The following is a 22625-nucleotide window of genomic DNA, read 5'->3' as shown; positions in this document are numbered from 1 at the left end:
ACCCCGCCGTAATTTTGTTTTGGGGATTCGTTGAGACATGTCCAACATTACAGACTCAATATACAAAATGCGTTTTCTGGATGAAACGGCGGATAAAAGAACACCGGTGCATGATTTGCATCCCCTGTCAAAGCTGCTTGTCACCATCGCCTATGTTACTGTTGTGGTTTCTTATGGAAAATATGATGTCAGCAAGCTGCTGCCCCTTGTATTTTATCCTGTCGTTATTCTGTTTTCAGCGGAAATTCCCCTTCTCCCGCTGCTGAAGAGGACACTGGCGGTTATGCCGCTCGTTATCGGCATAGGAGTGTTCAACCCCGTTTTCGACCGGGAGACTATAGCCGTAATTTTTGGCCTGCCGATTTCAGGAGGCTGGATTTCTTTTATTTCACTGCTTTTAAAGTGCGTACTGACAGTGCTGTCCGCACTGCTGCTGGTGGCGACAACAGGCATGGAGAGGATTTCATTCGCGCTTAGAATGCTTTTTGTTCCACGCATATTTGTGATGCAGCTTATGCTGACCTATCGCTTTATTTCGGTCCTGCTGGAGGAGGCCGCCAATATATGGAATTCTTATACGCTGCGCGCGCCGCGTCAAAAGGGAATCAGCCATCAAGTATGGGGTCCGCTGTTAGGACAAATGCTGATGCGGACTTACGACAGAGCGCAAAGGGTTTACCAGGCCATGGTCCTGAGAGGCTTTAACGGAGAATACAACACCGGAAGCGCAAAACAATTATTATTGAAGGATTTTTTGTATCTAGCCTCCTGGGTGGCTTTCTTTGCGGCCGCCAGGCATTACAATATTCCTTTGTTTATCGGTTCAATTTTGACAGGAGTGGGAAAATGAGTCACCATATTATTGATTTCAATGAATTATATTATACATACCCCGACGGCAAACCAGCGGTCAACGGAGTTTCATGCCGCATCCGCCACGGTGAATCAGTAGGTATTGTAGGCGCCAACGGCGCCGGCAAATCGACGCTGCTGATGCTTCTTGTGGGAATTCTGCTGCCGACGAAAGGAGAAATCCGTGTCAGTGAAATCCCGGTCACCAAAAAAACCCTGCCGGTAATCCGGCAAAGAATCGGACTTGCTTTCCAAAACCCGGATGACCAGCTTTTTATGACGACAGTATATGACGATGTGGCATTCGGACCGCGTAATTACCGCTTGACGGAACCGGAGGTTGAAAAAAGGGTGATGCGGGCGTTAGAAACCGTGGGGATCGAGCATCTCAAGGACAGGGCTCCCTACAAACTGTCCGGGGGGGAAAAACGTGCCGCGGCTATTGCCGCTGTTTTATCCATGGACCCCGACATCCTGGTAATCGACGAGCCGACAGCCGCCCTCGACCCCAAATCAAGGCGGAGATTGCTCAATCTCCTGAAGGGCTTTACGCATACCAAGCTTATCGCCACTCACGACCTGGACCTGGTGCTTGAAATATGCGACAGAACAATTGTAATCAAGGAAGGCCGGATTGCTTCAGACAACTCGCCGTTAAAAACACTTGCCGACGCCGCCTTGATGGAGCAATGCGGACTGGAAATCCCGCTGACCCTTCAAAATTGCCCCGTCTGTGGCTCCCCGCCCCGCCGCTGACTCCAATAATCCAATAATCTCCGGTAAAGGTCATAAATTCAGCTCTATTTAATATACATTAAAAGAATAGTTGCTACAGGTTCAGAATTCAGTAGTTTTATTCAGAATACTTCGGGACGATAACCATTCTCTCATTCTGACTCCTGACTCCTGACTTCTGACTCCTGACTCCTGAAATATTACTGGCGGGGGACTTCCTCATGAACGAGCTGAACCGTTTTATCGCCAAGTCGGAAGAATTATACGACCTGACCGGACGAAATATAAAGCCGGCCATAGCCGTCGTCGGTTCTTTCAACTCGGGCAAATCCACTTTGCTGAACAACCTGCTCGGGGAAGAAATTAGCCCGGTCGGGGCCGTTCCCACCACAAGCTGCCTTTTGTACTTTGACTACGGGGACTCTTTTTCAGCAAAATACACCGGCGCCAGGGACAAATGTGCATTTACCGACCGCCACGCGCTCGCTTCTTTTTTAGCAGACCGTCAGCCCCGGGGCGGCCGGGTAAATATTGAGATCCCCGCGTCTATTCTTAAAAAATGCCGCCTCATTGACACGCCCGGGATAGATTCTTTTTCTCATGATTCAATCCGCATGGTGGAGCAAGCCGCAAATGAATCCGCAAAAATAATTTATCTCTTTCACCAGCGTGGCATTGAAAACTTTAACCGTCTGTTTCTTAATAAGTTCGCGTCTGTCTGGAAGAATAAAAAATTAAATGACATATCTTTTTGGCTTAACTGTAATCTGGGAAATTGCGACGGTACGTCCCTCGAAACAACAAGGGCGGCTTTGAGAAAAATTTTTTTCAGCCAGGTCAAGCTGAACGCGATAAACCTATTAGACCGTGAGAACATGCAGGCCATGCGCCTCTATCTGGAAGCGGAATTGGCCAAATACTATTTTGACAACCTGGCTAAAAATCTTCAAAAGGTGGACGGTGAAATTCCCGCGAGATTAAAAAGAATCGCGGGAATAACTGACGAGGCGCTCTTCCTGTCCGAATTCTGGGCTGTGCGGGAAACGGCGAAAAAGCTCTTCAACGCTTACCACGCTATGCATTCCATGCCGTTAATTGTCAGAGAAACCGAAGGGCTGTTATGCGCGATTAACTCTTCCAATTTGAACAAGACGGAAAACAAGGCCGGCGGACACCATTACCGGCCATACGCCGGAGGTTTTCAAGAAGGCAGGAAACTCATTCTGGCATTAATCAATTCCTTAATGCATGAAAAAAAGTTGGCGGGCTGGCTGGAGCGCCCTAAATTAAGCAAACTGGCCGCGAAAATTGAAGCGGAACGTTTCACGGTAGTGGCCGCCGGGGGCTTTTCCACAGGCAAGTCCACATTTTTCAACGCTTTGCTGAAAGAAGAAATATTGCCCACCGGCAATAGTCCGACAACTTTGTCAATTACCCGCATTTCGCACGGTAGAAATAAAACAGCCACGGTGCGGCTGCCGCTGCAAATAACCCTGCCAATACATGAAAAGATCGGGGACCAAAGCCATCTTTGCGCCGACATACTGGACATACTGGAGAATTATTTGAAGAACAAGGCGCTTGGCCTGGCTTACCTGGAAGCATGCACGGAAGGTCGCTTCAAACAGGTAGACAGCCAGGAAATTACCTCATTAATCAACCAGGTCAGGGAATATTACGCCGCCGGCGCTTTTGCCGGGTCCGCCGGAAAACTGCCGGCGCCCGCCGTTTATAAACCGGTCCCGGTAAAAGGGCTCTTCCGCAAAAAGATACTTCAAAAAGTTCGTTTGACTTTCCAGCACGCGGGCGAGCCTGAGTTTGATCTGGCGAATCCGGCCGTTTTCAATGAATTCAAAGAATTAACCGGAGCGGAAAACGCTTTTCGGGTCGCCGGGATAGATATCCGCCACCCGTCCGAATACCTCAAACTGGCCGATTTTGTGGATACGCCGGGGCTTGATTCCATTCAAAAGCATTATTTCGACGAAATATCCGACAACATCCGGCAATGCGACGCTTACCTCGTTTTTCTAAACGCCCGGCATATCTTGAACGATATGGATAAAAAAAATTTAGAAACGGTATTCTTGCCGCAAATACCCGCGAGCTTTAAGCAGCAGATGCCGGAAAAAGAATTCGAAAAAATTTACTTTGTAATTAATTTCGCCGACGCGCTTACCCCGCACCAGCAGGAAGCGGTAGCCAACTTTGTCCGGAAAACTCTCAGCGCGCCCGTGCAAAACTCCCAGGCCATACGGCATCCGAAAATATTCCTGATTTCCGCCCTGCGGGGTCTCGCTGGAAAAGACCATGGCATGGAAGTTTTGCTCAGAAACCTCGAAGAAGGAATCATGCGCTTCCGCGGCAGGGATTTCTACAGAAGCCTATTAAACGAACTCTACACTATGCTTGACGGTGTTTCTCAAAGAATCAACACTGAGTTGCTTACTATCGTTCAAACCGGTCACAGGCCAGGCGCAAAGAAACAAAAGCTGAGGCAGGCACTGGAAGTACTGCGGGAGTTCCGCAGGGAGATAAAAAATATTAGAAACACCATATATAGCCTCGGGAGGTTGTAAAAATGGAAAATGCCAGATTACTGGACGAGCGGTTGCGCAAGATCATCAGTGAGGTAAGCGGGCGTACCGGTGGGGAAATTAAAAAAAATTTGCTCCGCGAATTTGAGGCCGGCTTCAAAGCGGCTATGGACAGGCACAGCCACGAGGAAACTATGAGAATACTGGCGCTGTTAAAAAACGCCATTAATAAATTTGATTAAGGAGGAGAAACATGGATTTAAAAATCGAGGGATTGAAGAGTGACAAAACAAGTGACGAGCTAATCGGGCAAATGTTAGCGGACATCTTCACAGGCTTTAAAACCAAAATGGTCCAGCCGGTACTGGAAGAAAACTACAAAATATCCAGTCAATTAAAGGAATTAATGACCCAAGAGCAATTGGAAATGACTGAGTTGAAGGAAAAAATAGCGGAGTTGGACGCCCGGATCCAGCAAGTGCCGTTAGTCATTTTATCGTCTTTCAGGGACGCAATAAGCCTGGCAGGCAGGGAAACCCAAGATGACAGAGAATAATAAACAAGCCGCATTGATAGATTCCCTGGCCGATACTATTAAGACCAGAATAATCCTTCCCGCCGAGGAGAACACCTCTTTCTTGCATGGCGAGATTGAACGGGTAAATGAAAGGATTTCTTTTCTGGAAGAAACCTTGTCGGCGCTGACGTCCGCTTTAAGCAGGACAAAACTGGCGGTATCGATATCTTTATTGGGTGTGGCTGTATTAGCCGTCATTCAGGTCATTATTTTTTTCAGATAACTAATCGCGGCAGCCGCCGGCGCGGGGCAGCTCACTCTTCTCCCGGTCTTCTGCGTCTCCTGATCACTACAGAGACAAAAAACGTGGCCCCGGAAATAACCAGCACTTTGAGGATGAAACCGATTGTTTCGTTTCTAAACACAACTTTTTCTTTTCTCAGCTCTACCTGTGGATCCATTTTCAAATCAAAAAAATTGCCCTTGTCAACTTGAAGCGCCAAGTTATCAAGCTTAACCATCTTCTCTTCGTGCCTGCTTATATTGGTCATATAACTTACCACCTGAATGCAGAGAAAAGCCAGGGCAAACAATATCAACAGCAAACGGGAATAACTGTTCATGCGGCATCTCCTTTTCTTTATTATCTGAGGCCTTCTTGATTTTTACCCGGGCGGCTTCACAAGCCAGGGCGTAGAAAGCGCTCTCGCATGTAGACCACGGGTAATTCCTTCCACCGGTAATGTATGATGACCTGCAGGATTGAGGAAAGACACCCGCACGCGGCAGGTCATCCATTACTGTCGCCGCGTAACCAAGGATGCCCCACGGCAAAGGGTCTCCCCCCGACAACTCCGGCCGCTTCAGCAAAAGAGTAAGCCCAATGTTTTTGCTCGACATCCTGGAAAGTCGGTTCCAGGTTGTTTTTTACCGGAGCTAACCCGCTGGCGGCAACAATAAAAAATATTTCCTTTTTCCGCAAGATTCGTCCGCTGATTGAATATTTTATAACCAATACTATTACTTTACGAAGTCATCATATTTCTATTCAGCAATAATGTTAAAATCCCTTTCAAAGTGTTAAAAAAAGCAATGTTACTAATTTTAGGTATAAGAATGCCGGCAGCGGCAGTGAAAGGAGTGCCCCTATGCAACACATCGTAAATCATCTGAACGCCCAGTTCAACTGGCTGAAAAGCTGTCAGATTCTTAATCCGGGCAGCGACGCCGACGGCGCCATCAAGAAGTACCCCGATCAAGGCTGGGTTATGCCGTACTTTTCCAATTTCGCGGCTATGGCCATGTTGGAAGACCCTTCCTCCCATCCCCTCGTCGAGCGTTATTTGCATTGGTACTTGCGCCACCTTGAAAAAAACGGAACTATGCTGGATTACCATTATGACGATAATTTAAACAGCAAAACTACCTGGCCGGATTCGGAAGATTCATACGCCGGGACCTACCTGTCTCTTGTCTGCGCCTATCACTACAGAACCGGGCAAACGGGATGGCTCAGGCAAAATCTGCCTTTATTAAAAAAAGTGGCCGGGGTCATTATTAACCTGATGGATCGGGATGGGCTCACCTTTGCCCTGGCTGGCTACCGGGTAAAATATCTGATGGACAACTGTGAAACTTACCGGGGGCTGAAAGATTTCGCAGATCTCCTTTATTATTTGGGTGATCAGGACAGCGGGCGCTACCGGGCTAAAGCCGATGCCATCGCCTCGGGTATAGAAAGATCTCTCTGGAATTCGTCCGGCAGGTGTTACCATGCCAGCAAAATCGGCCTATTTAAAAATAAGGTTGATTTAAAGAAATTCTACCCCGACGCCGCCTGCCAGATATTTCCGGTGGTATACGGGCTAATCAAGCCGGACTCAGAGCGCGCCGTCCACCTTTATAAAACTTTTAACAACAACCAACCGGACTGGGTCAATATCAAGCCTCCGGACTTCCCGTGGATGATCCTTGGCTACTACACCTGCCTGCACGGCGATCACGAGCGCGCACTCGAGAAAGTCCTGCAGGGCGTTGAATCTTATATTGAACCAAAATCGGGGTACTGGTATTGCGGCGAGTCGGCTTTTTTCATTATGACCTGCGCAAAGCTAATTCAGCTCAGAGGAACCGGCTTTCACGCACAAACCGTCTTCCGGCCGGGTCCTTTATAATAATAAGCTTCACTAACAGGCATAATATAAAAACTACAATATTTATATGGCGGTGAAAAAAATATCCAGTCTAAAGACCCAGCCGGAAATGCCTGAAGCAATCGTCGGAAACTCCAAAATGCTGGCGTCTCTAAGAGAAAACGGTGAGATATTCAGACTTTTCTGGCCTCAAATTGACTATGGCCAACACCTGGGACACTTTTGGCCGGGGATTAAATTGTTTTTACCGGAGGGACAAAGTTTTACCAAATGGTTTCATTTAAATATATGGCAGTCGTCTCAACGCTACCTGGAAAACACCAATATATTAGAAACCGAAATGTGCAGCCGGACGCATTATTTTAAAGTTGTCCAGCAGGACTTCGTTCTCCCCGACAGGGACATCCTGGTGCGGCACTACACCCTGACAAACCACGGGGAAAGAGAAGAAAAACTGACTTTTCTGGTTTATTGCGCTTTTGATCTTGATGAGTCGACTCATTACGACGGCGCCTACCTTGATTTTTGCAATCATTCTCTCATCTTCTTCCGGAGAAATATATACCTGGCCGTCGCCGGGTCCGGCTACCCCCTGAGCGGTTATCAGTGCGGCAGGCGCTGCACGCATTCCGATCCTTTCCAGAATGCTTCAAGAGGGGCGCTGCGAGGAGGCAGCGACAATATCCGGCAAAGCGCCGCCAGCTTGGATTGGGATATGGGTGATCTGCCGCCGGGCGAGTCAAAAAATTTTACACTATACCTGGCCGCGGGCGCCGACAGGGACAAAGTGATCACATTGCTCGCCGGGGCCGCCTCGCAGGATGGTCTTGAACTGCTTGAGCAAACAAAGCAATACTGGCGCGGCTGGCTCAGGAAGGGAACGCGGGCGGCCGGTGAAAACGCGGGCAGTGAAGCAGCCTATGGCAGATCTCTTCTGGCAATGAAGCTGATGTCAAATAAGGAAACCGGCGCTTCAATCGCCGCGCCGGAATTTGATCCATATTATTTGCTGTGCGGCGGGTACGGCTACTGCTGGCCGCGTGATTCCGTATTCATCGCGGCGGCTTTTGACGAGGCCGGTTATCATGATATCGCGGCGCATTTTTACAAATTTGCCGGCGCGGTGCAGGAAAAAGCAGGAGACTGGCAGCAGAGGTATTTTACCGACGGCTTAGCCGCCCCCACCTGGGGAAAGCAAATAGACCAGGCCGGCTCTGTATTGTGGGGTTACGGACACCACTACAGTCTTACCCGGGATAATCATTTCCTGGAACAGACCTGGTCCTCCCTGGCGGCGGGCGCCGATTATCTCGCGGAAAACCTGGAGGCCAACGGTCTGCCGTCCCCCAGTTTCGACCTCTGGGAAGACGAACACAGCCAGGGCACTTACTCCGCGGCGGCGGTATACGGAGGCCTGAAGGCGGCAAGTGAAATCGCCATAATTAAAGGAGAGCGGGAGACAGCGCGGCGTTGGCACATGGCCGCTGCAGCAGTAAAAGAAGGAATATTGAAGCACCAGTGGTCGGATAGACATCATAGTTTCATACGCGGCATCAACAGGAGGGTTTGCCAGGATAGCTACCATCACGCGGCTCATGAAGGCAAATTCAGCTATACGCAAACCGATCCGGCGGGTCTCTACCCGACATATTGGGTAGGCGAGGATGAACGGCTGGACGCGGCCCTGCTGGGCCTGGCTTTTCCATTCGGCGTGCTGGACGCGAAAGACGAAAAAATGCAGGCCACTGTCAGAGCTATTGAAGAACGGCTCTGGAATCGCGATGTCGGCGGCCTGCGCCGTTATGAGGGCGACAGCTACAGAGGCGGCAATCCCTGGCTGGTCACCACCTTCTGGCTCGCTATTTATTACTGTATGCGCGGCGACCGCCACCGGGCTAAAACATTGTACCGCTGGTGCCTGGAACAGGCAAACCGCCACCTGCTCCTGCCGGAACAGGCCGACAAAAACCGCGGCGGCCCGGCCTGGGTGATGCCCCTGAACTGGTCGCACGCGATGCTCGTACTGGCCCGGCTCGCCCTGGAGGACAGGCTGAGCATAATATCTATCGCCAAAACATAACACCTGCCCTCGCGCAATGCGCCGGTCACGGGTTCAAATCCTCACTATCAGCTCCAGGAAAATCAAGGCCTCCGGGGTGTTTAAGCCGGAGGCCGTTTGACGCTGCCAAACGGGAATGCCCCTTTAATTGCTCCCCGTTACTTCTTCCCCGTGAAGCTCCCACGGCGTATCGCTGTAATATTCAAGGCCGTCGAAGCTCTTCCCGTCGTTCGACATGGTCACGACAAAGCGGTATCCCTCAGTGTCTGAATAAAACTGGCCTTCCAGCACGTTCCCGGTCACCGTACCGCTGACCATCCAGGAGCCCTGGTCATAGGTGCCGCTGACCTGGCTGCCGCTCTGGGTGAGTTCCATTAAACAGCCGTTGTTGAGCAGCCAGGTGCCCGAGAAGTCCGCCACCTGGTCGCCATCTCCCTCACCGTAGGTAATGGTGATCCGCTTGTCGGTCCCGTCCCACGCCACCTGCGCCCCCAGGTTCTCAATCACGAAGCGCAGGGGCAGCATGGTGCGGCCTGTTTCCGAAACAAACGGCACAACCTCCAGGATCTTTTTCTGGCCGTTGATTTTGGCCTCTTCATTCCCAATCCACAGCTCCACCGAAGTGCCCTGGCAGCTGATGGTCACCTTATTCTCGGCCGCCGTCCACGGTCATCAACGGATTGTCCACCTGCAGGACTATGCTGGAGGCTCCGGCGGTACCGGTTCCCAGCGCCTTGATCTGGTCACTGTCGAGCGCGTAATTGTAAATGCGCAGGTCGTCCATTTTGCCTTGGAAATAACTGCTCGCTCCGCTCTGGATTATCCCGCCTATCAGCACATTGCTGTCGGATGTAACATAATTGTCTTCAGGCACCTGCGCGGTCCCCAGCGGCACACCGTCAACGTACAGGTTGATTTTGCCGCCGTCGTTGGTAAAGGCCGCGTGGACCCATTTGTTGACCGCGTCCTGCCCCTCGACCTCAACCGACGCTTCCGTGTAGTGACTGTTGTCATAATCGTAAGACATCCACATCTGCAGGGTAGAATCACTGGCGCTTATATCAGAATCATAATCATAGGCGTTGGCGAAATACGTGCTATCCATACCGTTATCAGCCAATTTTGATATGATCGTGCTGTCGGAACCGGGCGCGATCCGGATCCAGGCAGAGATGGTATAGGGCCCGGTGAGGTCCAGTTCAGAGTTGTCGGCTACCTGCAAAAACCCTCCCTTGAACTGGGCGCATTGACCAAATACTCCATCGGCAAATCCCACGTCTCCATTTAGCTTGCCGTCGTTGCCGTTGCCCGAGGAGTCCCTGAAGTCACCGTCAAACTTGTAGTGGGCGATCAGCCCTTTTTCCGGTGGCGTGCCGGTTACCGGTTTTTGTGTGATGCCGCCGGAGGTGATTGTTATACTCTGGGTGGCTCCGTCCCACTGCACCTGGGAACCAAGGCTCTCGGTGACAAAGCGCAGCGGCAGCATGGTGCGGCCTGTTGCCGAGACAAACGGGGCCACGTCCAGGGCCTTCTCCTGCCCGTTGACCCGGGCTGTGTTCTGCCCTATCCACAGGTCGATGCTGGTTCCCTGGTAACCTATCGTGACCTTACTCTCGGAAGCAGTCCATCCCATGGTCCCGCCCATGGCCTCCACGATGGCCCGGATATTTAATGCCGAACAGATCTACCGGCTGGTATGGAATGAGAGTAGTCCTGTTGACTTAAGAATGGTTCCGGTGCATATCAGTAACCTGCGTAAAAGATCGAACCGGATCCTTCCCGCCCCCGATATATCCTGACAGTTAAGGGATTGGGCTAAATTCAATGGGGCGCCCGACCAGGGCTCAGTTGATTCCGGGCCGACAGGATAACAAACATTGACCAGAAGAAGGAAGTATGTTGGAGAATGCTATAACCTGGTATGTACCTACCATATCAGCCCAAATAGTTATTCAAATAATTATGGCCTTGGTCTTTTCATATCTCTATGCCCATGACCGCAAGCCCTTTTTAATTATGTGGGGGGTCGGCTGTTACGGCTGGGTGTTGAAACTATCCTTTGACCTGGCTATTTTTCAGGGGCATGAAACATTATTTTTTCATATCTTCAACCAGTTAGGCTGCATTATCGGGGCCTACTTTCTCAGTTGGGGAACCATTAATTTTACTGGGAAAAGGATGCCTAAACTTTTTTTTATCTGGGTTTGGCTCACTGCCGGTTGGGTCGCACTGTCAGTTTTTCCCAGGCCTCTTTTATCCAGGCTATGGCTCCAATCATACCGTTGGTAGTGGCTATCTATTTCTGGACCGGCTTGGCTTTCCTTAAGGCCGGGAACATAGAAGTCACAGGACAGCGTATTACCGGATGGAGTTTTGTCTTGACGGGATTACACTTTGGCAACTATCCCCTGTTAAGGAATGTGGAGTGGTTCGCCCCCTGGGGTTACCTGATTGCCGGCGCCATGGCATTTCTTTTGGCCATAGGCATTCTCCTCGTTTATTACCAGCAAATCAAAAACAGCCTGACCGAAAGCGAGACCCGCCTGCAGCTACTGGCGGAAAACGCCCAGGACCTGATCTACCGCTACCGGCTGATTCAAGATCTGTTCGATTTGGCCCAGCTGGAATCACGCCGCGTGAAATTCAATCTGGAGCAGGTGGCGGTTAACGACCTCATCTTGCAATTGTTCGATAAATACAGAGTGGACGTACTGAATGCGGGTCTTAGATTCAACTTAAACAGTCCTGCCCCCCGGGAACCGGATTCCTCTGAAACCATGCCCACTGTGGAGGTTGATCCGGACCAAATTGAACGAGTCTTTGCCAACCTGATCTACAACGCGGTTAAGCACACGCCCCAGGGCAGGACAGTTTCCGTCGGTTACAAAATTGTTCAAGTTGACGGCGGGCGGGCATCCCGCGCCAGAACCGGGACAGGCGCCGGCTGTTTTGAAGCGCTGGTCAAAGTAACGGACACTGGTACAGGTATTTCTCCGAAAGAACTGCCTTATATATTCAATCGCTATTATAAAGGAGCTGCTACCGCGGAAAAGACGGGTGGCACCGGCCTAGGCCTGGCTATTTCAAAGGAAATTATCGAGTACCATAACGGCCGGATTTGGGCTGAAAGTGTTCTAAACCAGGGAAGCACCTTTTGCTTCGCCCAACGTTTAATCTCTCCCTAACAGGCCTCCAAGCCCGATATTCCCAATGAGGCTGCCTTCTTCCTTGTTTTTCCCGCCCCTTTTTTTCCCTGCGGCAATCATCCTGTCGGCTAATCTGGAAAATGGAAGAGATTGCAGCCATACGGTGCCCGGGCCCTTTAATGTGGCGAAAAACAGCCCTTCTCCGCCAAAAATCGCGCTTTTAATATTTCCGACAAATTCCACGTCATAGTCTACCGTTGCCGTCATCGCTACCAGGCAGCCGGTATCAATCTTCAGCATTTCTCCCCGGGCCAAGTCCTTTTTTATTATAGTACCGCCCGCGTGCATAAAACTCAGGCCGTCCCCTTCCAGTCTCTGCATAATGAAGCCTTCTCCGCCAAAAAGACCGGCCCCGATTTTTTTCTGAAAGGCTATCTCAATAGCAATTCCTTTAGCCGCGCATAAGAAAGCATCCCTCTGGCAGATCATTTGTTGCCCGTACTCGCTTAAATCAAACGGAATTATCTTTCCAGGATAGGGCGCGGCAAAAGCCACCACTTTTCTATCGCGGGCCCGGTTGGTAAACACCGTCATAAAGAGACTCTCCCCGGTAAGAACTCTTTTGCCGGCGCCCATCAGCATTCCCATAACACCTTTTCCGCTGTCTTTTCCCGAACCGTCCCCGAATATGGAGTCCATCTCAATACTGCCGTCCATGTACATCATGGCTCCCGCCTCGGCCACCACACTTTCTCCGCTATCCAGGCCGATCTCAACAAACTGCATATCATCGCCGTAAACAGTGAAATCAATTTCATGCGCTTTTTTCATTCTCGTTCCTCCAGCTTTTTTATATTAATTTTATCAAACATCAGCAGAATTTTTGTAAATTAATTATACGCTATTTGCTACTTATTTTACTACTCATATCCCCAGTTCACTGCGATAGACCATGTTGAACAACCCGGCGGCACAGCCAAGCTGTTCAACATTGAAGGCTGAAAATTTAGCCAGGTTTCTGATTATAGAAAGGCGTCAACATCTCAAGGAAAAAATAATTGAAGAAGCCATAGAACTGCTGTGGCAGAGTGGACAAAAACAGCAGGCCTTGTCCCTGTGCAAGGAACTGGTCGCGGTCCTCTCGAAAGAATATGGCATAACGCCGGCTGCGGAAATAAACGACATGTATAAGAAAATCCAATATAGTTAAACGGGTGTGGCGCTCTTACTTCCAACCAGCGTCACACCCGTTTTCAGCGTTTTACGGTTTTGCAAAGGGATTGCCACTTTTGAATTAACGATTAACCAGGTCATCCAAGGTCTTAAACGTATAACCCTGGGCTTTTATATCTTTTAACATACGGTCCATCGCATCGGCATTATCCTTGGAAACCGCGTGCAGCAGGATTAACGCGCCGTTGTGCAGGTTGTCCATCACTGACTGGTAAGCCTCCTGCGAACCGCCCGGCATCGGCACCCAGTCTTTCATCGCCATGCTCCAAAAAATATTATGATAGCCTAATTCTTTGGTCACGGCCAGGGTGCGCTCGCTGTACTCACCCTGGGGTGGACGCAGGTATTTCATTCCTTTTTTGCCGGTTATTTTTTCGAAATCCTGCTCTACTATTTGAATTTCCTTAATAATTTGCTCATCAGACACGTCAGGCAAGCTGGGATGGGTGTCAGTGTGATTGCATACAATATGCCCCTCGTTCACCATGCGTTTTATTAATTCGGGCTGGTCGTTGAGATAGTGCCCGGTGACAAAAAAGGCCGCCTTGACCTCATTGGCTTTGAGCGCGTCCAAAATTTTAGCGGTATAGCCGTTCTCATAACCGTTGTCAAAGGTCAAGTAAACCACTTTTTCCGCCGGGTCGCCAATCCAATACGCGCCGTACCGGCTAAGCCTTTCGCTTATTGACGCAGGCATTTCCGGCTGGAGATGCTTGTTATTCCGCACCAGACCCCAACCATATTTGGTGTTGGACAACTGGCTGTTGGTTATGGCCAACGGTTCTGGCGGTGACGAGGATGTTTCTGAAGAACCTGTGTTTGCTTCATTTATATCGGGTACCGCCGCTTGAGTTTCGTTTTCGTTTTCGGTTTCACTTTCAGGCAAAACCTGTTCGGCCTGGACTTCAGATGGGGGTACTCCGGCAGCGCCGCTTTGCTGGCCTGTGAAAACACGTTCCTTCAAAGCACAACCTGATCCCAATAAAAATAAAACAAAAACAACCAGGAGAATCCGTTTCTTCTGATAATCTTTCGCCAGTAGTGTCATCGCCCAACCCTCCAAGTTTGCTTGAGATATTACTATGATTGACGGATTATTATTTTATTATCCGTCCGTTAAGCAGCTTCTTAATTTATATAAATTCGACATGAATTGACAGTTTCCTTCGAATAAGGCGTCCCACTCCAGGAAAGAAAAATTATCTATAAAAAAGTAAAAAGTAGACAAGAGAGAGCTTCATAGATACAAGCTCTCTCGTTCTTATAATACCAATTCATTGACCGGGCGGTTATATTACAAGTATTTTTTAAGAAAATCATCAGGTGATAGCGCATTAACAGGCGAAACGGAAAAATCCTTCAGGTTTCGGGTAATAATGCAATCGACTTTTCCCCTTTTAGCACAGGTGGCAAGCAAAGCATCTTCATAATCAGGCATTGTTAGCAGTTCCAAAGCCTTCTCGCAGTCGGAACCGGTAACATCTAATATTTTGAAAATCGTGAAGATCTTTAGCAAAGCCTGCCTGCATTGTGTGTTGTCATGTAAATGCTTGTGCAGCAGATAATAAATGTCGGTCACGCTGTTGGCGGTAATGAATGCCGTGATCTTATCTTCGGCGGCTAAAAGAAACAGCTTTTCTGCCGATTCGTTGAAAGGAGCGCGTGAAACCATGGCGTCCAGTATAACGTTGGTATCAATCAGCACGTTCACGACGGCTCAGACGCTCCTCTCTCGCCCGTTTCAAGGAAGCACCGGCAGGCAGGATGCCAAACAGCGATTTAGCTATCTGCACTTTATCCTGATTGGCATTGGTTAGCTTTGCAACGCTCTTTCCGTTTTTGGTAATATAAATATCCTCCTTGGATGCGAGCGCCAGATACTTCCCGATATTATTTTTAAACTCAGTGGCAGTGATTAACATGGGATAACCCCCCTTGTACGAAATATAGTATTAATATCTTAAATGTCATTATACTAAAATCGTACGATAAAGTCATTAAAAAACGTTCGATTGTATTAATATTATCGGCTAAACCGGTAACTTTGACCTCCCGGTTAATTAAAGCAAACAAGAGACAGCTATTATAAATTAGCTCTCTCTTGCCATCAACAACTATTTTTTAAGCCATAGGTATAATATGCCGGTGTTTTATGAAGAAAACAACGCTTCTGCAAACTCCCCGGCATCAAACGGCCTCAGGTCCTCAATATCCTCACCGATGCCGATTAGTTTCACGGGAATATTCAATTCCTGACATATGGCTATCACCACGCCGCCCCTGGCGCTTCCGTCCAGTTTGGTCAGGGCTATGCCGGTTATGCCGACCGCCTCGCTAAACTGCTTGGCCTGATTGACGGCGTTCTGGCCGGTTGTGGCGTCCAGCACCAGCATCACCTCATCGGGCACCCCGGGCATTTCACGGTCTAACACCCGGTTTATTTTTTTCAGCTCTTCCATTAAGTTGCTTTTCGTGTGCAGCCTGCCGGCCGTGTCAATAATTAAAACGTCGGCCCGGCGCGCTTTCGCGGCCTGCAAGGAATCGAAGGCGACAGCGGCGGGATCGGCCCCTTCCTGGTGCTTGATCAACTCCACCCCGGCACGGTTGCCCCAGACTTCCAACTGGTCTATGGCCGCGGCGCGAAAAGTGTCCGCGGCGCCCATAATAACTTTCTTCCCTTCAGATTTGCACAAATACGCCAGCTTCCCAATAGTTGTGGTCTTGCCCACCCCGTTTACCCCCACAACAACGATCACTGTCGTCGAGCCTGCGCGGTAATTAATCGATGAAGTGCCCTTGTCCAGCATGCCGCTAATCTGCTCTTTCAGAATTTCATTGATCTGCCCGGCGTCTTCCAGCCGCCGCTCCTTAGCCGCGCGCCGCACCCCTTCCACCAGCTCAAGGGCTGTATTCACCCCGACATCGGCCTGAATTAACAATTCTTCCAGTTCTTCGAAAAGATCTTCATTGATGGCTTTATGACGGTGAACCAGATTATCTATTTTTTCGACAAAACCCTGGCGGGTTTTGGTAAGGCTTTCTTTTAACCGGTTAAAAAAACCCATTGGCCCGTTTTTTGCCTCCCATGTTAGTAAATATTCGTTACTGTTCAGGTACTGAGAATTCAGTAGTCAGAATTCAGAATAAAAACCGGGATTATGCTTCCACCGTATTTGTTCTGTCATTCTGACTTCTGACTTCTGATTTCTGACTGCTCCTGGCTCCTTAAGATAATCACTTGTTCATTTTAAGCAGGGCTGATTTGGCCGCCTGCTGTTCCGCGTCTTTTTTCGAACGGCCGGTTCCCCTGCCGGACATTTGCCCCCGGTGGAGCACACCCGCTGTAAAGGTCTTATCGTGATCAGGCCCATCTTCTTTTAAAATAACGTATTGCACTGTTTCCCCGCTGTTCTGCTGGACCAGTTCCTGCAGTTCGGTCTTATAGTCCCGCTCCAACCGCCCTTCCATGACATCATTAATGACCGGCGCCAGGCACCGGAGGGCAATCTCAGCAGCCCGGCCCAGTCCCTGATCCAAATAAACGGCTCCTAACAGCGCCTCAAAAGCGTCGGCCAATATCGACGGGCGCTCCCTGCCTCCGGACCGCTCCTCCCCTCTGCCCATATTCAGACAAAGGCCTAGTTCCAAACCGCCGGCGACTCTGGCCAGGGAAGGTTCACAGACTATCGCCGCCCTCAATTTAGTCAGCTCTCCTTCATCTCTTTCCGGATTATTACGGTATAAATAATCGCTTACAGCCAATTCAAGCACCGCGTCTCCCAGAAACTCCAGGCGCTGATTATTCTCCGCCCCGGCGTGGCGATTTTCATAAGTAAACGAACTGTGGGTCAAGGCTATTGACAGTAAGTCATCATCCCGCCAGTCTATACCAAGCCGCCTTTTTAACCGGGACTGGCAATTCTTTATTTTTGACACCGGGATCACCCCTAAACCCCGTCAGGGTGTTAGTTTAATAGTATCGTTTGAATATCAAGGTGGCATTATGACCGCCGAACCCGAAAGAATTTGATAGAGCCATGTTTACTTCAGCATGCCTCGCCGTGTTGGGAACAAAGTCCAGGTCACAGTCGGGGTCAGGATACTCATAATTGATTGTAGGCGGTATAAGCCCGCGGTTGATGGCCAAAACACATACGGCTGCCTCCAAGCCGCCCGCGGCGCCCAGCAGGTGGCCGGTCATGGACTTCGTTGAACTGACGGCCAGTTTCCGGGCATGTGCTCCGAATACTTTTTTAATCGCTGTTACTTCAGCCTTATCCCCGGGGGGAGTGGACGTCGCGTGGGCGTTGATGTAGTCTATCTCTTCAGCTCCAATGCCGGCGTCCTTGAGCGCTTCCAGCATCGAACTGGCCGCCCCGCGCCCCTCAGGATCAGGCGCAGTGATATGATAAGCGTCGCATGAACTGCCGTACCCTGCAAACTCAGCATAAATCCTGGCCCCTCTGCTAAGAGCGTGATCCAGTGTTTCCAACACCAAAATAGCAGCTCCCTCACTTGATACGAAACCGTCTCTACGCGCATCAAAAGGTCTGCTCGCTTTTTCCGGCTCATCGTTATTGGTTGACATGGCTTTCATGGAACAGAACCCGGCCATTGCCAAAGGTGTGAGCGGGGCCTCTGTTCCACCGGAAACCATCACATCCGCCTGACCCCACTGCAGCAATCTAAGAGCGTCTCCCAGGGCGTTCGAACTGGAGGCGCACGCTGTAACGCTGGTGATGTTTGGACCATACAGGCTGTAATTGATCGCCACCTGTCCGGCTCCCATGTTGGCGATCATCATCGGCACGAAAAAAGGACTGACTCGCCCGGGACCTTTCTCAAGCAACAATTTAGCTTGTTCCTCCAGTGTTTCAATGCCGCCTATGCCCGACCCGAGAATAACGCCAACCCGGTTCCTGTTCTCCTTCTCCAGGTCAAGGCCCGCGTCCTCAAGCGCCATCCCGGTGGCCGCCACCGCGAATTGGGTAAAGCGGTCCATGCGCCGGGCGTCTTTTTTATTCAGGTACTTAGTGTTTTCAAAATCAACAACTTCACCCGCTATTTTAGTGCTATGGTTGGTCGCGTCGAACCTGGTCAACCGCCTGATCCCGGAAACCCCGCCGGCAATAGAGGACCAGAACTGTTCCAACCCAATACCTACCGGAGAAATAATCCCCAGGCCGGTAATTACAACCCGCTTACGCAATATATACCCTCCCTCTTCGAAAAAGTCCCGTGGTTGCCCCCGGGACTTACAGACCGACGTAAAATTATTGGCGATCCTGGATATATTTTATCGCTTCGCCTACAGTACGTATTTTTTCTGCGTCTTCATCGGGGATTTCCAAATCAAATTCTTCTTCCAGAGCCATGACTAATTCCACAATATCCAAAGAATCAGCTCCCAGGTTATCGACAAAGGACGCCTCCGGTATAACTTCATCTTCCTCCACACCTAATTGATCAACAATAATGGCTTTAACCTTGTCAGCTATCGACATGATGAACACTCACCCCCTTTCGGCACTCTAACCAGATCAGTTTGTCGCATACCTATATATTACCTACAAAATATTACATGCAAACCATACCGCCATCCACGTTTATTGTTTGCCCGGTGATGTATCCGGCCGCGTCCGAGGCCAAAAACGCCGCCAACTCAGCCACTTCTTCCGGACAGCCGAACCTTTTTAAAGGAATCTGCTCCAGCATTTTTCCTTGAACACTTTCCGCCAGTCCCTTGGTCATTTCCGTGTCGATATAACCAGGCGCTATGGCGTTAACAGTAATATTACGCGAGCCAAGCTCTTTGGCCATGGCCCTCGTCAGGCCGATCAGGCCCGCTTTAGCCGCGCTGTAATTTGCCTGACCGCTGTTGCCGGTCAAGCCGACCACCGAACTGATATTTATGATGCGCCCGTAGTGGTTCTTAAACATGCTTTTGGCGGCAATTTTGATGCAATTGAAAGCTCCCTTGAGGTTCGCCCCGAGCACTGCGTCCCATTCCGCGTCTTTCATGCGAAAAACCACGTTGTCCCTGGTTATGCCAGCGTTGTTTACCAGTATATCCACCTTTCCGAATTCAGCCAGGGCAGTTTTTACCATGGCCTCCACTTCCGTCTGGTTGGATACGTCGGCCTGGCAAACCAACGCGCGCCCGCCGGCGCTGCTGATGGCTTCCGCCACTTCCGCCGCCGCGTCGGCCCTGCCCGCGTAGTTGATCAACACCGCCGCCCCTTTTTTCGCCAGATTAAGGGCAATGGCGCGTCCAATGCCGCGGGAAGCTCCTGTGACAATGGCAGTTCTGCCGTTAAGAACCATTTTAGCCAACCTCCCCGACAAGCGCAAGGGCTTTTTCCAAAGAAGCCCGGTCTTCAACATTGCCTACCTTCAGCTCCCGGCTAATTTTCTTCACCAAGCCGCTTAAAACCTTGCCTGGGCCAATCTCAACAACGTCCGTTACTCCGGCGGAAACAAGCAGGCGCACGCTCTCCTCCCAGCGCACCGGGCTGTAGACCTGCCGGACTAATAAAGCCCTAGCCTCCGGCCCGGTGCGGACAAAATCAGCCGTAACATTTGCCACCACCGGCACGCCCGGATCAGCGACAGAGATCTTGTCCAGGTCGGCGGCCAGTCTTGCACCGGCGGGTTTCATCATGCTTGAATGAAAGGGGGCGCTAACCGTCAAGGGAATAAAACGCTTGGCGCCGGCTTCCTTGGCCAGCAACGCCGCGGCTTTCAATCCGTTATTGTCCCCCGCCACAACCACCTGGCCGGGACAGTTCAAGTTAACCGCCTCCACAATCCCGGCGCTGGAAGCTTTCCGGCATACTTCCTGAACCTCTTCGCCGGACAGGCCCATGACGGCGGCCATCCCTCCCGCACCGAGGGGAACAGCTTCCTGCATGTACTGGCCCCGCTTGCGCACCAGCCGCACAGCGTCTTCAAAGGATAACGAGCCCGCGGCCACCAGGGCGCTGTATTCACCCAAACTATGCCCCGCGACTGCCGATGGGACCGGACCGCCTGCCCGCTTGATTATTTCCAGGCAGGCCACACTGACAGTCAGAACCGCCGGCTGGGTATTGATTGTTTTGTTCAATTCCGCTTCCGGCCCGGCGAAACACATTTCAGAGATGGAAAACCCCAGAGCCCGGTCAGCCTTTTCAAAAACAGCGCGGGCTTCCGGATAGTTTTCGTAAAATTCCCGGCCCATTCCCACGCTTTGAGAGCCCTGGCCCGGAAAGACAAAAGCTACCTTCACGTTTTTTTCACCACCAGTCTGCTGATATTGCCAATTACTTGTTGGGCTTCCTGCAATGTTTCTAAAATAATATCACGGGAAGTTTGAATTTTGCCGACCATGGCGCAAACTTGCCCGGCCATCACCGTACCGTTTTCCACATTCCCCTCAACCATGGCCGCCGCGAGGCTGCCCACGCCAAACTTTTCAAGTTCATCCACCGTTATACCCTGCTTTTCCAGTTCCTTGTATTTCCTGGTGAACTTGTTTCGCAAAGATCGCACCGGGTGTCCAAGTGAAGCGCCGGTGATCGTCGTGTCACGATCTTTGGCTTTAATAATCGCTTCTTTTACTTTTGGGTGGATTGTACATTCACTGGCACACATAAAGCGGGTGCCCATCTGCACTCCCACCGCTCCCAGCGACAGCGCGGCCACAAACCCCCGGCCGTCAAAAATACCGCCGGCCGCTATCACCGGAATATCAACAACATCCACCACCTGTGGAACCATGGCCATGGTAGTTATATCTCCGATATGCCCTCCTGATTCCATCCCTTCGGCAATCAGGGCGTCAACACCGGTGCGGGCCAGCCTCTTCGCCAGCGCCACCGAAGATACCACCGGGATCACTTTCGTGCCCACTTCCCGCAAAGAAGGAACGTATTTTCCGGGATTTCCCGCACCTGTGGTAATCACCGCCACAGGCTCTTCCCTGAGCAGGAGCATTATGTCTGCCAGATAAGGTGAAAGCAGCATCACATTGACGCCGAAAGGTTTTTTGGTTAATTGTCTGGCCAGACGAATTTGCTTCCTGAGCCAATCGGCAGGCATAGTGCCTGATCCGATAATTCCAAGCCCGCCCGCTTCAGAAACCGCAGCAGCTAATTCGGCAGTGGACACCCTGGCCATACCGCCCTGAATAATTGGATACTCGATATTCAACAAGTCACATAACGCGGTACGGAACAATACCCCCGCCCCCTGTATAATATTTTAAATAAATATAAAAAAAATATACCATAAATAACCTTACATGAAAAGTATTACCATTTAATTGCTGCCGCTCCCCAGGTCAATCCGGCGCCGAAACCTACCATGACAACATGGTCGCCTTTATTAATCCTGCCGCCACGCACAGCTTCTTCCAACGCCAGCGGTATTGAGGCTGTCGATGTATTCCCGTATCGATCCACGTTGACCATTACCTTTTCCATAGATATGCCGAGTCTTTTGGCAGCCGGCTCAATAATCCGGATATTCGCCTGGTGGGGGATAAAAAAGTCAATATCTGATTTATTAAGCCCGGCCTCGGCAATTACTTCTTCAGCGGCCTCCCCCATAACTCTGACCGCGAATTTAAAAACTTCCCTGCCGTTCATTTGCAAATAATGAAGCTTTTCGTCCAATGTTTCACTGCTGGCCGGACGCCTGGACCCCCCGGCCGGAAGCAGCAGGTGGGGCCCTCCGGCACCGTCGGAGTATAGCTTAGTGGCTAAAATACCCTGTCCGGCAGGCACCGGCCCTAAAACCACCGCGCCTGCGCCGTCCCCAAAAAGCACACAGGTGCTCCGGTCTTCCCAGTTAATTACTCTGGACATAGTTTCGGCTCCGATCACCAGTACTCTCCGGCAGGTGCCGGCAGCAATAAACTGGCTGCCTACGGCAAGCGCGTAAACAAATCCGGTGCACCCGGCCGCCAGGTCAAAGGCCCCCGCCTTTTTTTTAATTCCGATCCGGTCCTGCACCAGGCAGGCGGTAGCCGGAAAAATCATATCCGCCGTGTCTGTGGCGCAAATAACCAGATCAATTTCTTCAGGTGCTGTCCCGGCGTCAGAAAGCGCCCGTCTGGCAGCATTTGAAGCCAGATCCGAAGTGGCCTGCTCCGATCCGGCAATCCTTCTTTCGGATATTCCACTCCTGGAACGAATCCATTCGTCGCTGGTATCTACCATTTTCTCTAATTCTGTATTGGTAAGAATTCGCTCCGGTACATAGGTCCCAATCCCCAAAATTCCGGCGTTAACCACTTCCCTGTGCATCGGCGCAATCAACCTCTTTCTTTTCGGCAAGCGTAATACTATCCCTGATAGAGTCCACCAGATAATTATCAACTGATTCCATCGCTACCCTAATCGCATTTTTTAT

General features: G+C 50.6%; 27 protein-coding genes. 11 read left to right on the top strand and 16 right to left on the bottom strand.

Translation table 11 applies throughout. From position 1 onward, the window contains the following. The first annotated feature begins 37 nt into the window (after positions 1-37). From cbiQ to A4E54_RS04105, 6 genes are all read left to right on the top strand, one after another. Positions 38-850, top strand: coding sequence for a cobalt ECF transporter T component CbiQ (gene cbiQ, locus A4E54_RS04130; RefSeq protein WP_240084412.1), 813 nt, complete (start codon positions 38-40; stop codon positions 848-850). Then, positions 847-1608: an energy-coupling factor ABC transporter ATP-binding protein gene (locus A4E54_RS04125; RefSeq protein ID WP_240084413.1), complete on the top strand. Its 762-nt coding sequence runs from the start codon at positions 847-849 to the stop codon at positions 1606-1608. Before cbiQ ends, A4E54_RS04125 begins: the two co-directional genes overlap by 4 nt. 200 nt (positions 1609-1808) lie before the next feature. Further along, a complete protein-coding gene (locus tag A4E54_RS04120) occupies positions 1809-4166 on the top strand; it encodes a dynamin family protein (protein ID WP_240084414.1) in 2358 nt (785 codons plus the stop codon). A gap of 2 nt (positions 4167-4168) precedes the next feature. Then, complete coding sequence (locus A4E54_RS04115; protein WP_240084415.1) at positions 4169-4366, top strand: hypothetical protein; 198 nt, start codon at positions 4169-4171, stop codon at positions 4364-4366. An 11-nt stretch (positions 4367-4377) separates the two neighbouring features. Continuing rightward, a complete protein-coding gene (locus A4E54_RS04110; protein ID WP_240084416.1) occupies positions 4378-4680 on the top strand; it encodes a hypothetical protein in 303 nt (100 codons plus the stop codon). Then, positions 4667-4924, top strand: coding sequence for a hypothetical protein (locus tag A4E54_RS04105; protein WP_240084417.1), 258 nt, complete (start codon positions 4667-4669; stop codon positions 4922-4924). Before A4E54_RS04110 ends, A4E54_RS04105 begins: the two co-directional genes overlap by 14 nt. A gap of 31 nt (positions 4925-4955) precedes the next feature. Here the strand turns inward: A4E54_RS04105 and A4E54_RS04100 are convergent, their stop codons facing one another. Together A4E54_RS04100 and A4E54_RS04095 are read right to left on the bottom strand one after the other, a co-directional pair. Next, a complete protein-coding gene (locus tag A4E54_RS04100; RefSeq protein ID WP_240084418.1) occupies positions 4956-5264 on the bottom strand; it encodes a hypothetical protein in 309 nt (102 codons plus the stop codon). Between the two features lie 167 nt (positions 5265-5431). Then, positions 5432-5623 carry a hypothetical protein gene (locus A4E54_RS04095; RefSeq protein ID WP_240084419.1) on the bottom strand — a complete coding sequence of 64 codons (192 nt, stop codon included), beginning with the start codon at positions 5621-5623 and terminating at the stop codon, positions 5432-5434. Positions 5624-5789: 166 nt separating this feature from the next. Here A4E54_RS04095 and A4E54_RS04090 point away from each other — a divergent pair, with 166 nt between their 5' ends. Beyond that, a complete protein-coding gene (locus tag A4E54_RS04090) occupies positions 5790-6815 on the top strand; it encodes a glucosidase family protein (protein WP_240084420.1) in 1026 nt (341 codons plus the stop codon). A gap of 52 nt (positions 6816-6867) precedes the next feature. Then, entirely contained in the window at positions 6868-8874 is a 2007-nt protein-coding gene (locus tag A4E54_RS04085) for a glycoside hydrolase family 15 protein (protein WP_286724566.1), read from the top strand. A gap of 123 nt (positions 8875-8997) precedes the next feature. Here A4E54_RS04085 and A4E54_RS04080 read toward each other — a convergent pair whose 3' ends face one another. Further along, entirely contained in the window at positions 8998-9471 is a 474-nt protein-coding gene (locus A4E54_RS04080) for a copper amine oxidase N-terminal domain-containing protein (RefSeq protein WP_286724564.1), read from the bottom strand. 28 nt (positions 9472-9499) lie between these two features. After that, positions 9500-10486 (bottom strand): LamG-like jellyroll fold domain-containing protein, encoded by a 987-nt coding sequence (locus A4E54_RS04075; RefSeq protein ID WP_286724562.1) that lies wholly within the window; start codon positions 10484-10486, stop codon positions 9500-9502. Between A4E54_RS04075 and A4E54_RS04070 the strand changes: the two genes are divergently transcribed. After that, positions 10485-10652, top strand: coding sequence for a winged helix-turn-helix domain-containing protein (locus tag A4E54_RS04070; RefSeq protein ID WP_286724560.1), 168 nt, complete (start codon positions 10485-10487; stop codon positions 10650-10652). The two genes, A4E54_RS04075 and A4E54_RS04070, sit on opposite strands and share 2 nt — an antisense overlap. A 465-nt stretch (positions 10653-11117) precedes the next feature. Continuing rightward, on the top strand, positions 11118-12038 hold the full coding sequence (locus A4E54_RS04065; RefSeq protein WP_240084423.1) for a sensor histidine kinase: 921 nt from the start codon (positions 11118-11120) through the stop codon (positions 12036-12038). On the opposite strand, the gene A4E54_RS04060 is transcribed toward A4E54_RS04065, so the two are convergent. Beyond that, positions 12024-12830 carry a TIGR00266 family protein gene (locus tag A4E54_RS04060; RefSeq protein ID WP_240084424.1) on the bottom strand — a complete coding sequence of 269 codons (807 nt, stop codon included), beginning with the start codon at positions 12828-12830 and terminating at the stop codon, positions 12024-12026. The genes A4E54_RS04065 and A4E54_RS04060 overlap by 15 nt on opposite strands. Before the next feature lie 160 nt (positions 12831-12990). On the opposite strand from A4E54_RS04060, the gene A4E54_RS04055 reads away from it, so the two are divergent. Beyond that, positions 12991-13209, top strand: coding sequence for a BTAD domain-containing putative transcriptional regulator (locus A4E54_RS04055; protein WP_240084425.1), 219 nt, complete (start codon positions 12991-12993; stop codon positions 13207-13209). Between the two features lie 84 nt (positions 13210-13293). Here the strand turns inward: A4E54_RS04055 and pdaA are convergent, their stop codons facing one another. The 11 genes from pdaA to A4E54_RS04000 all read right to left on the bottom strand — a co-directional run bounded on the left by pdaA (position 13294) and on the right by A4E54_RS04000 (position 22519). Beyond that, entirely contained in the window at positions 13294-14280 is a 987-nt protein-coding gene (pdaA, locus tag A4E54_RS04050; protein WP_240084426.1) for a delta-lactam-biosynthetic de-N-acetylase, read from the bottom strand. Between the two features lie 246 nt (positions 14281-14526). Beyond that, positions 14527-14943, bottom strand: a complete 417-nt coding sequence (locus A4E54_RS04045) for a PIN domain-containing protein (RefSeq protein WP_240084427.1) — start codon at positions 14941-14943, stop codon at positions 14527-14529. After that, entirely contained in the window at positions 14927-15154 is a 228-nt protein-coding gene (locus tag A4E54_RS04040; RefSeq protein ID WP_240084428.1) for a type II toxin-antitoxin system Phd/YefM family antitoxin, read from the bottom strand. Before A4E54_RS04040 ends, A4E54_RS04045 begins: the two co-directional genes overlap by 17 nt. Before the next feature lie 228 nt (positions 15155-15382). Then, entirely contained in the window at positions 15383-16297 is a 915-nt protein-coding gene (gene ftsY / locus A4E54_RS04035; protein ID WP_286724550.1) for a signal recognition particle-docking protein FtsY, read from the bottom strand. A 169-nt stretch (positions 16298-16466) separates the two neighbouring features. Further along, positions 16467-17168 carry a ribonuclease III gene (gene rnc / locus A4E54_RS04030; RefSeq protein ID WP_240085000.1) on the bottom strand — a complete coding sequence of 234 codons (702 nt, stop codon included), beginning with the start codon at positions 17166-17168 and terminating at the stop codon, positions 16467-16469. Between the two features lie 34 nt (positions 17169-17202). Further along, positions 17203-18441 (bottom strand): beta-ketoacyl-ACP synthase II, encoded by a 1239-nt coding sequence (gene fabF / locus A4E54_RS04025; RefSeq protein WP_240085001.1) that lies wholly within the window; start codon positions 18439-18441, stop codon positions 17203-17205. Between the two features lie 64 nt (positions 18442-18505). Further along, positions 18506-18736: an acyl carrier protein gene (gene acpP, locus A4E54_RS04020; RefSeq protein ID WP_248286112.1), complete on the bottom strand. Its 231-nt coding sequence runs from the start codon at positions 18734-18736 to the stop codon at positions 18506-18508. A 73-nt stretch (positions 18737-18809) separates the two neighbouring features. Then, on the bottom strand, positions 18810-19556 hold the full coding sequence (gene fabG, locus A4E54_RS04015) for a 3-oxoacyl-[acyl-carrier-protein] reductase (RefSeq protein ID WP_240085002.1): 747 nt from the start codon (positions 19554-19556) through the stop codon (positions 18810-18812). A 1-nt stretch (position 19557) separates the two neighbouring features. Further along, positions 19558-20499, bottom strand: coding sequence for an ACP S-malonyltransferase (fabD, locus tag A4E54_RS04010; protein WP_240085003.1), 942 nt, complete (start codon positions 20497-20499; stop codon positions 19558-19560). Continuing rightward, positions 20496-21449 (bottom strand): enoyl-[acyl-carrier-protein] reductase FabK, encoded by a 954-nt coding sequence (gene fabK / locus A4E54_RS04005; RefSeq protein WP_240085004.1) that lies wholly within the window; start codon positions 21447-21449, stop codon positions 20496-20498. The genes fabD and fabK overlap by 4 nt, the downstream gene beginning before the upstream one ends. A gap of 74 nt (positions 21450-21523) precedes the next feature. After that, positions 21524-22519, bottom strand: a complete 996-nt coding sequence (locus tag A4E54_RS04000; RefSeq protein ID WP_240085016.1) for a beta-ketoacyl-ACP synthase III — start codon at positions 22517-22519, stop codon at positions 21524-21526. Between the last annotated feature and the right edge of the window lie 106 nt (positions 22520-22625).

This window comes from Pelotomaculum sp. PtaB.Bin117 (assembly GCF_002067195.1).
GTDB classification, from domain to species: domain Bacteria; phylum Bacillota; class Desulfotomaculia; order Desulfotomaculales; family Pelotomaculaceae; genus Pelotomaculum_D; species Pelotomaculum_D terephthalicicum.
Note: the sequence above shows the minus strand (reverse complement) of the source record. Positions and strands in the feature narration are given on the sequence as shown.

Excerpts from the sequence above, each read along its gene's own strand:
- cbiQ (WP_240084412.1), top strand. The coding sequence starts at position 38 with ATGTCCAACATTACAGACTCAATATACAAAATGCGTTTTCTGGATGAA.
- A4E54_RS04125 (WP_240084413.1), top strand. The coding sequence starts at position 847 with ATGAGTCACCATATTATTGATTTCAATGAATTATATTATACATACCCC.
- A4E54_RS04120 (WP_240084414.1), top strand. The coding sequence starts at position 1,809 with ATGAACGAGCTGAACCGTTTTATCGCCAAGTCGGAAGAATTATACGAC.
- A4E54_RS04115 (WP_240084415.1), top strand. The coding sequence starts at position 4,169 with ATGGAAAATGCCAGATTACTGGACGAGCGGTTGCGCAAGATCATCAGT.
- A4E54_RS04110 (WP_240084416.1), top strand. The coding sequence starts at position 4,378 with ATGGATTTAAAAATCGAGGGATTGAAGAGTGACAAAACAAGTGACGAG.
- A4E54_RS04105 (WP_240084417.1), top strand. The coding sequence starts at position 4,667 with ATGACAGAGAATAATAAACAAGCCGCATTGATAGATTCCCTGGCCGAT.
- A4E54_RS04100 (WP_240084418.1), bottom strand. The coding sequence starts at position 5,264 with ATGAACAGTTATTCCCGTTTGCTGTTGATATTGTTTGCCCTGGCTTTT.
- A4E54_RS04090 (WP_240084420.1), top strand. The coding sequence starts at position 5,790 with ATGCAACACATCGTAAATCATCTGAACGCCCAGTTCAACTGGCTGAAA.
- A4E54_RS04070 (WP_286724560.1), top strand. The coding sequence starts at position 10,485 with ATGGTCCCGCCCATGGCCTCCACGATGGCCCGGATATTTAATGCCGAA.
- A4E54_RS04075 (WP_286724562.1), bottom strand. The coding sequence starts at position 10,486 with ATGGGATGGACTGCTTCCGAGAGTAAGGTCACGATAGGTTACCAGGGA.
- A4E54_RS04065 (WP_240084423.1), top strand. The coding sequence starts at position 11,118 with ATGGCTCCAATCATACCGTTGGTAGTGGCTATCTATTTCTGGACCGGC.
- A4E54_RS04060 (WP_240084424.1), bottom strand. The coding sequence starts at position 12,830 with ATGAAAAAAGCGCATGAAATTGATTTCACTGTTTACGGCGATGATATG.
- pdaA (WP_240084426.1), bottom strand. The coding sequence starts at position 14,280 with ATGACACTACTGGCGAAAGATTATCAGAAGAAACGGATTCTCCTGGTT.
- A4E54_RS04040 (WP_240084428.1), bottom strand. The coding sequence starts at position 15,154 with ATGTTAATCACTGCCACTGAGTTTAAAAATAATATCGGGAAGTATCTG.
- ftsY (WP_286724550.1), bottom strand. The coding sequence starts at position 16,297 with ATGGGTTTTTTTAACCGGTTAAAAGAAAGCCTTACCAAAACCCGCCAG.
- acpP (WP_248286112.1), bottom strand. The coding sequence starts at position 18,736 with ATGTCGATAGCTGACAAGGTTAAAGCCATTATTGTTGATCAATTAGGT.
- fabG (WP_240085002.1), bottom strand. The coding sequence starts at position 19,556 with ATGGTTCTTAACGGCAGAACTGCCATTGTCACAGGAGCTTCCCGCGGC.
- A4E54_RS04000 (WP_240085016.1), bottom strand. The coding sequence starts at position 22,519 with ATGCACAGGGAAGTGGTTAACGCCGGAATTTTGGGGATTGGGACCTAT.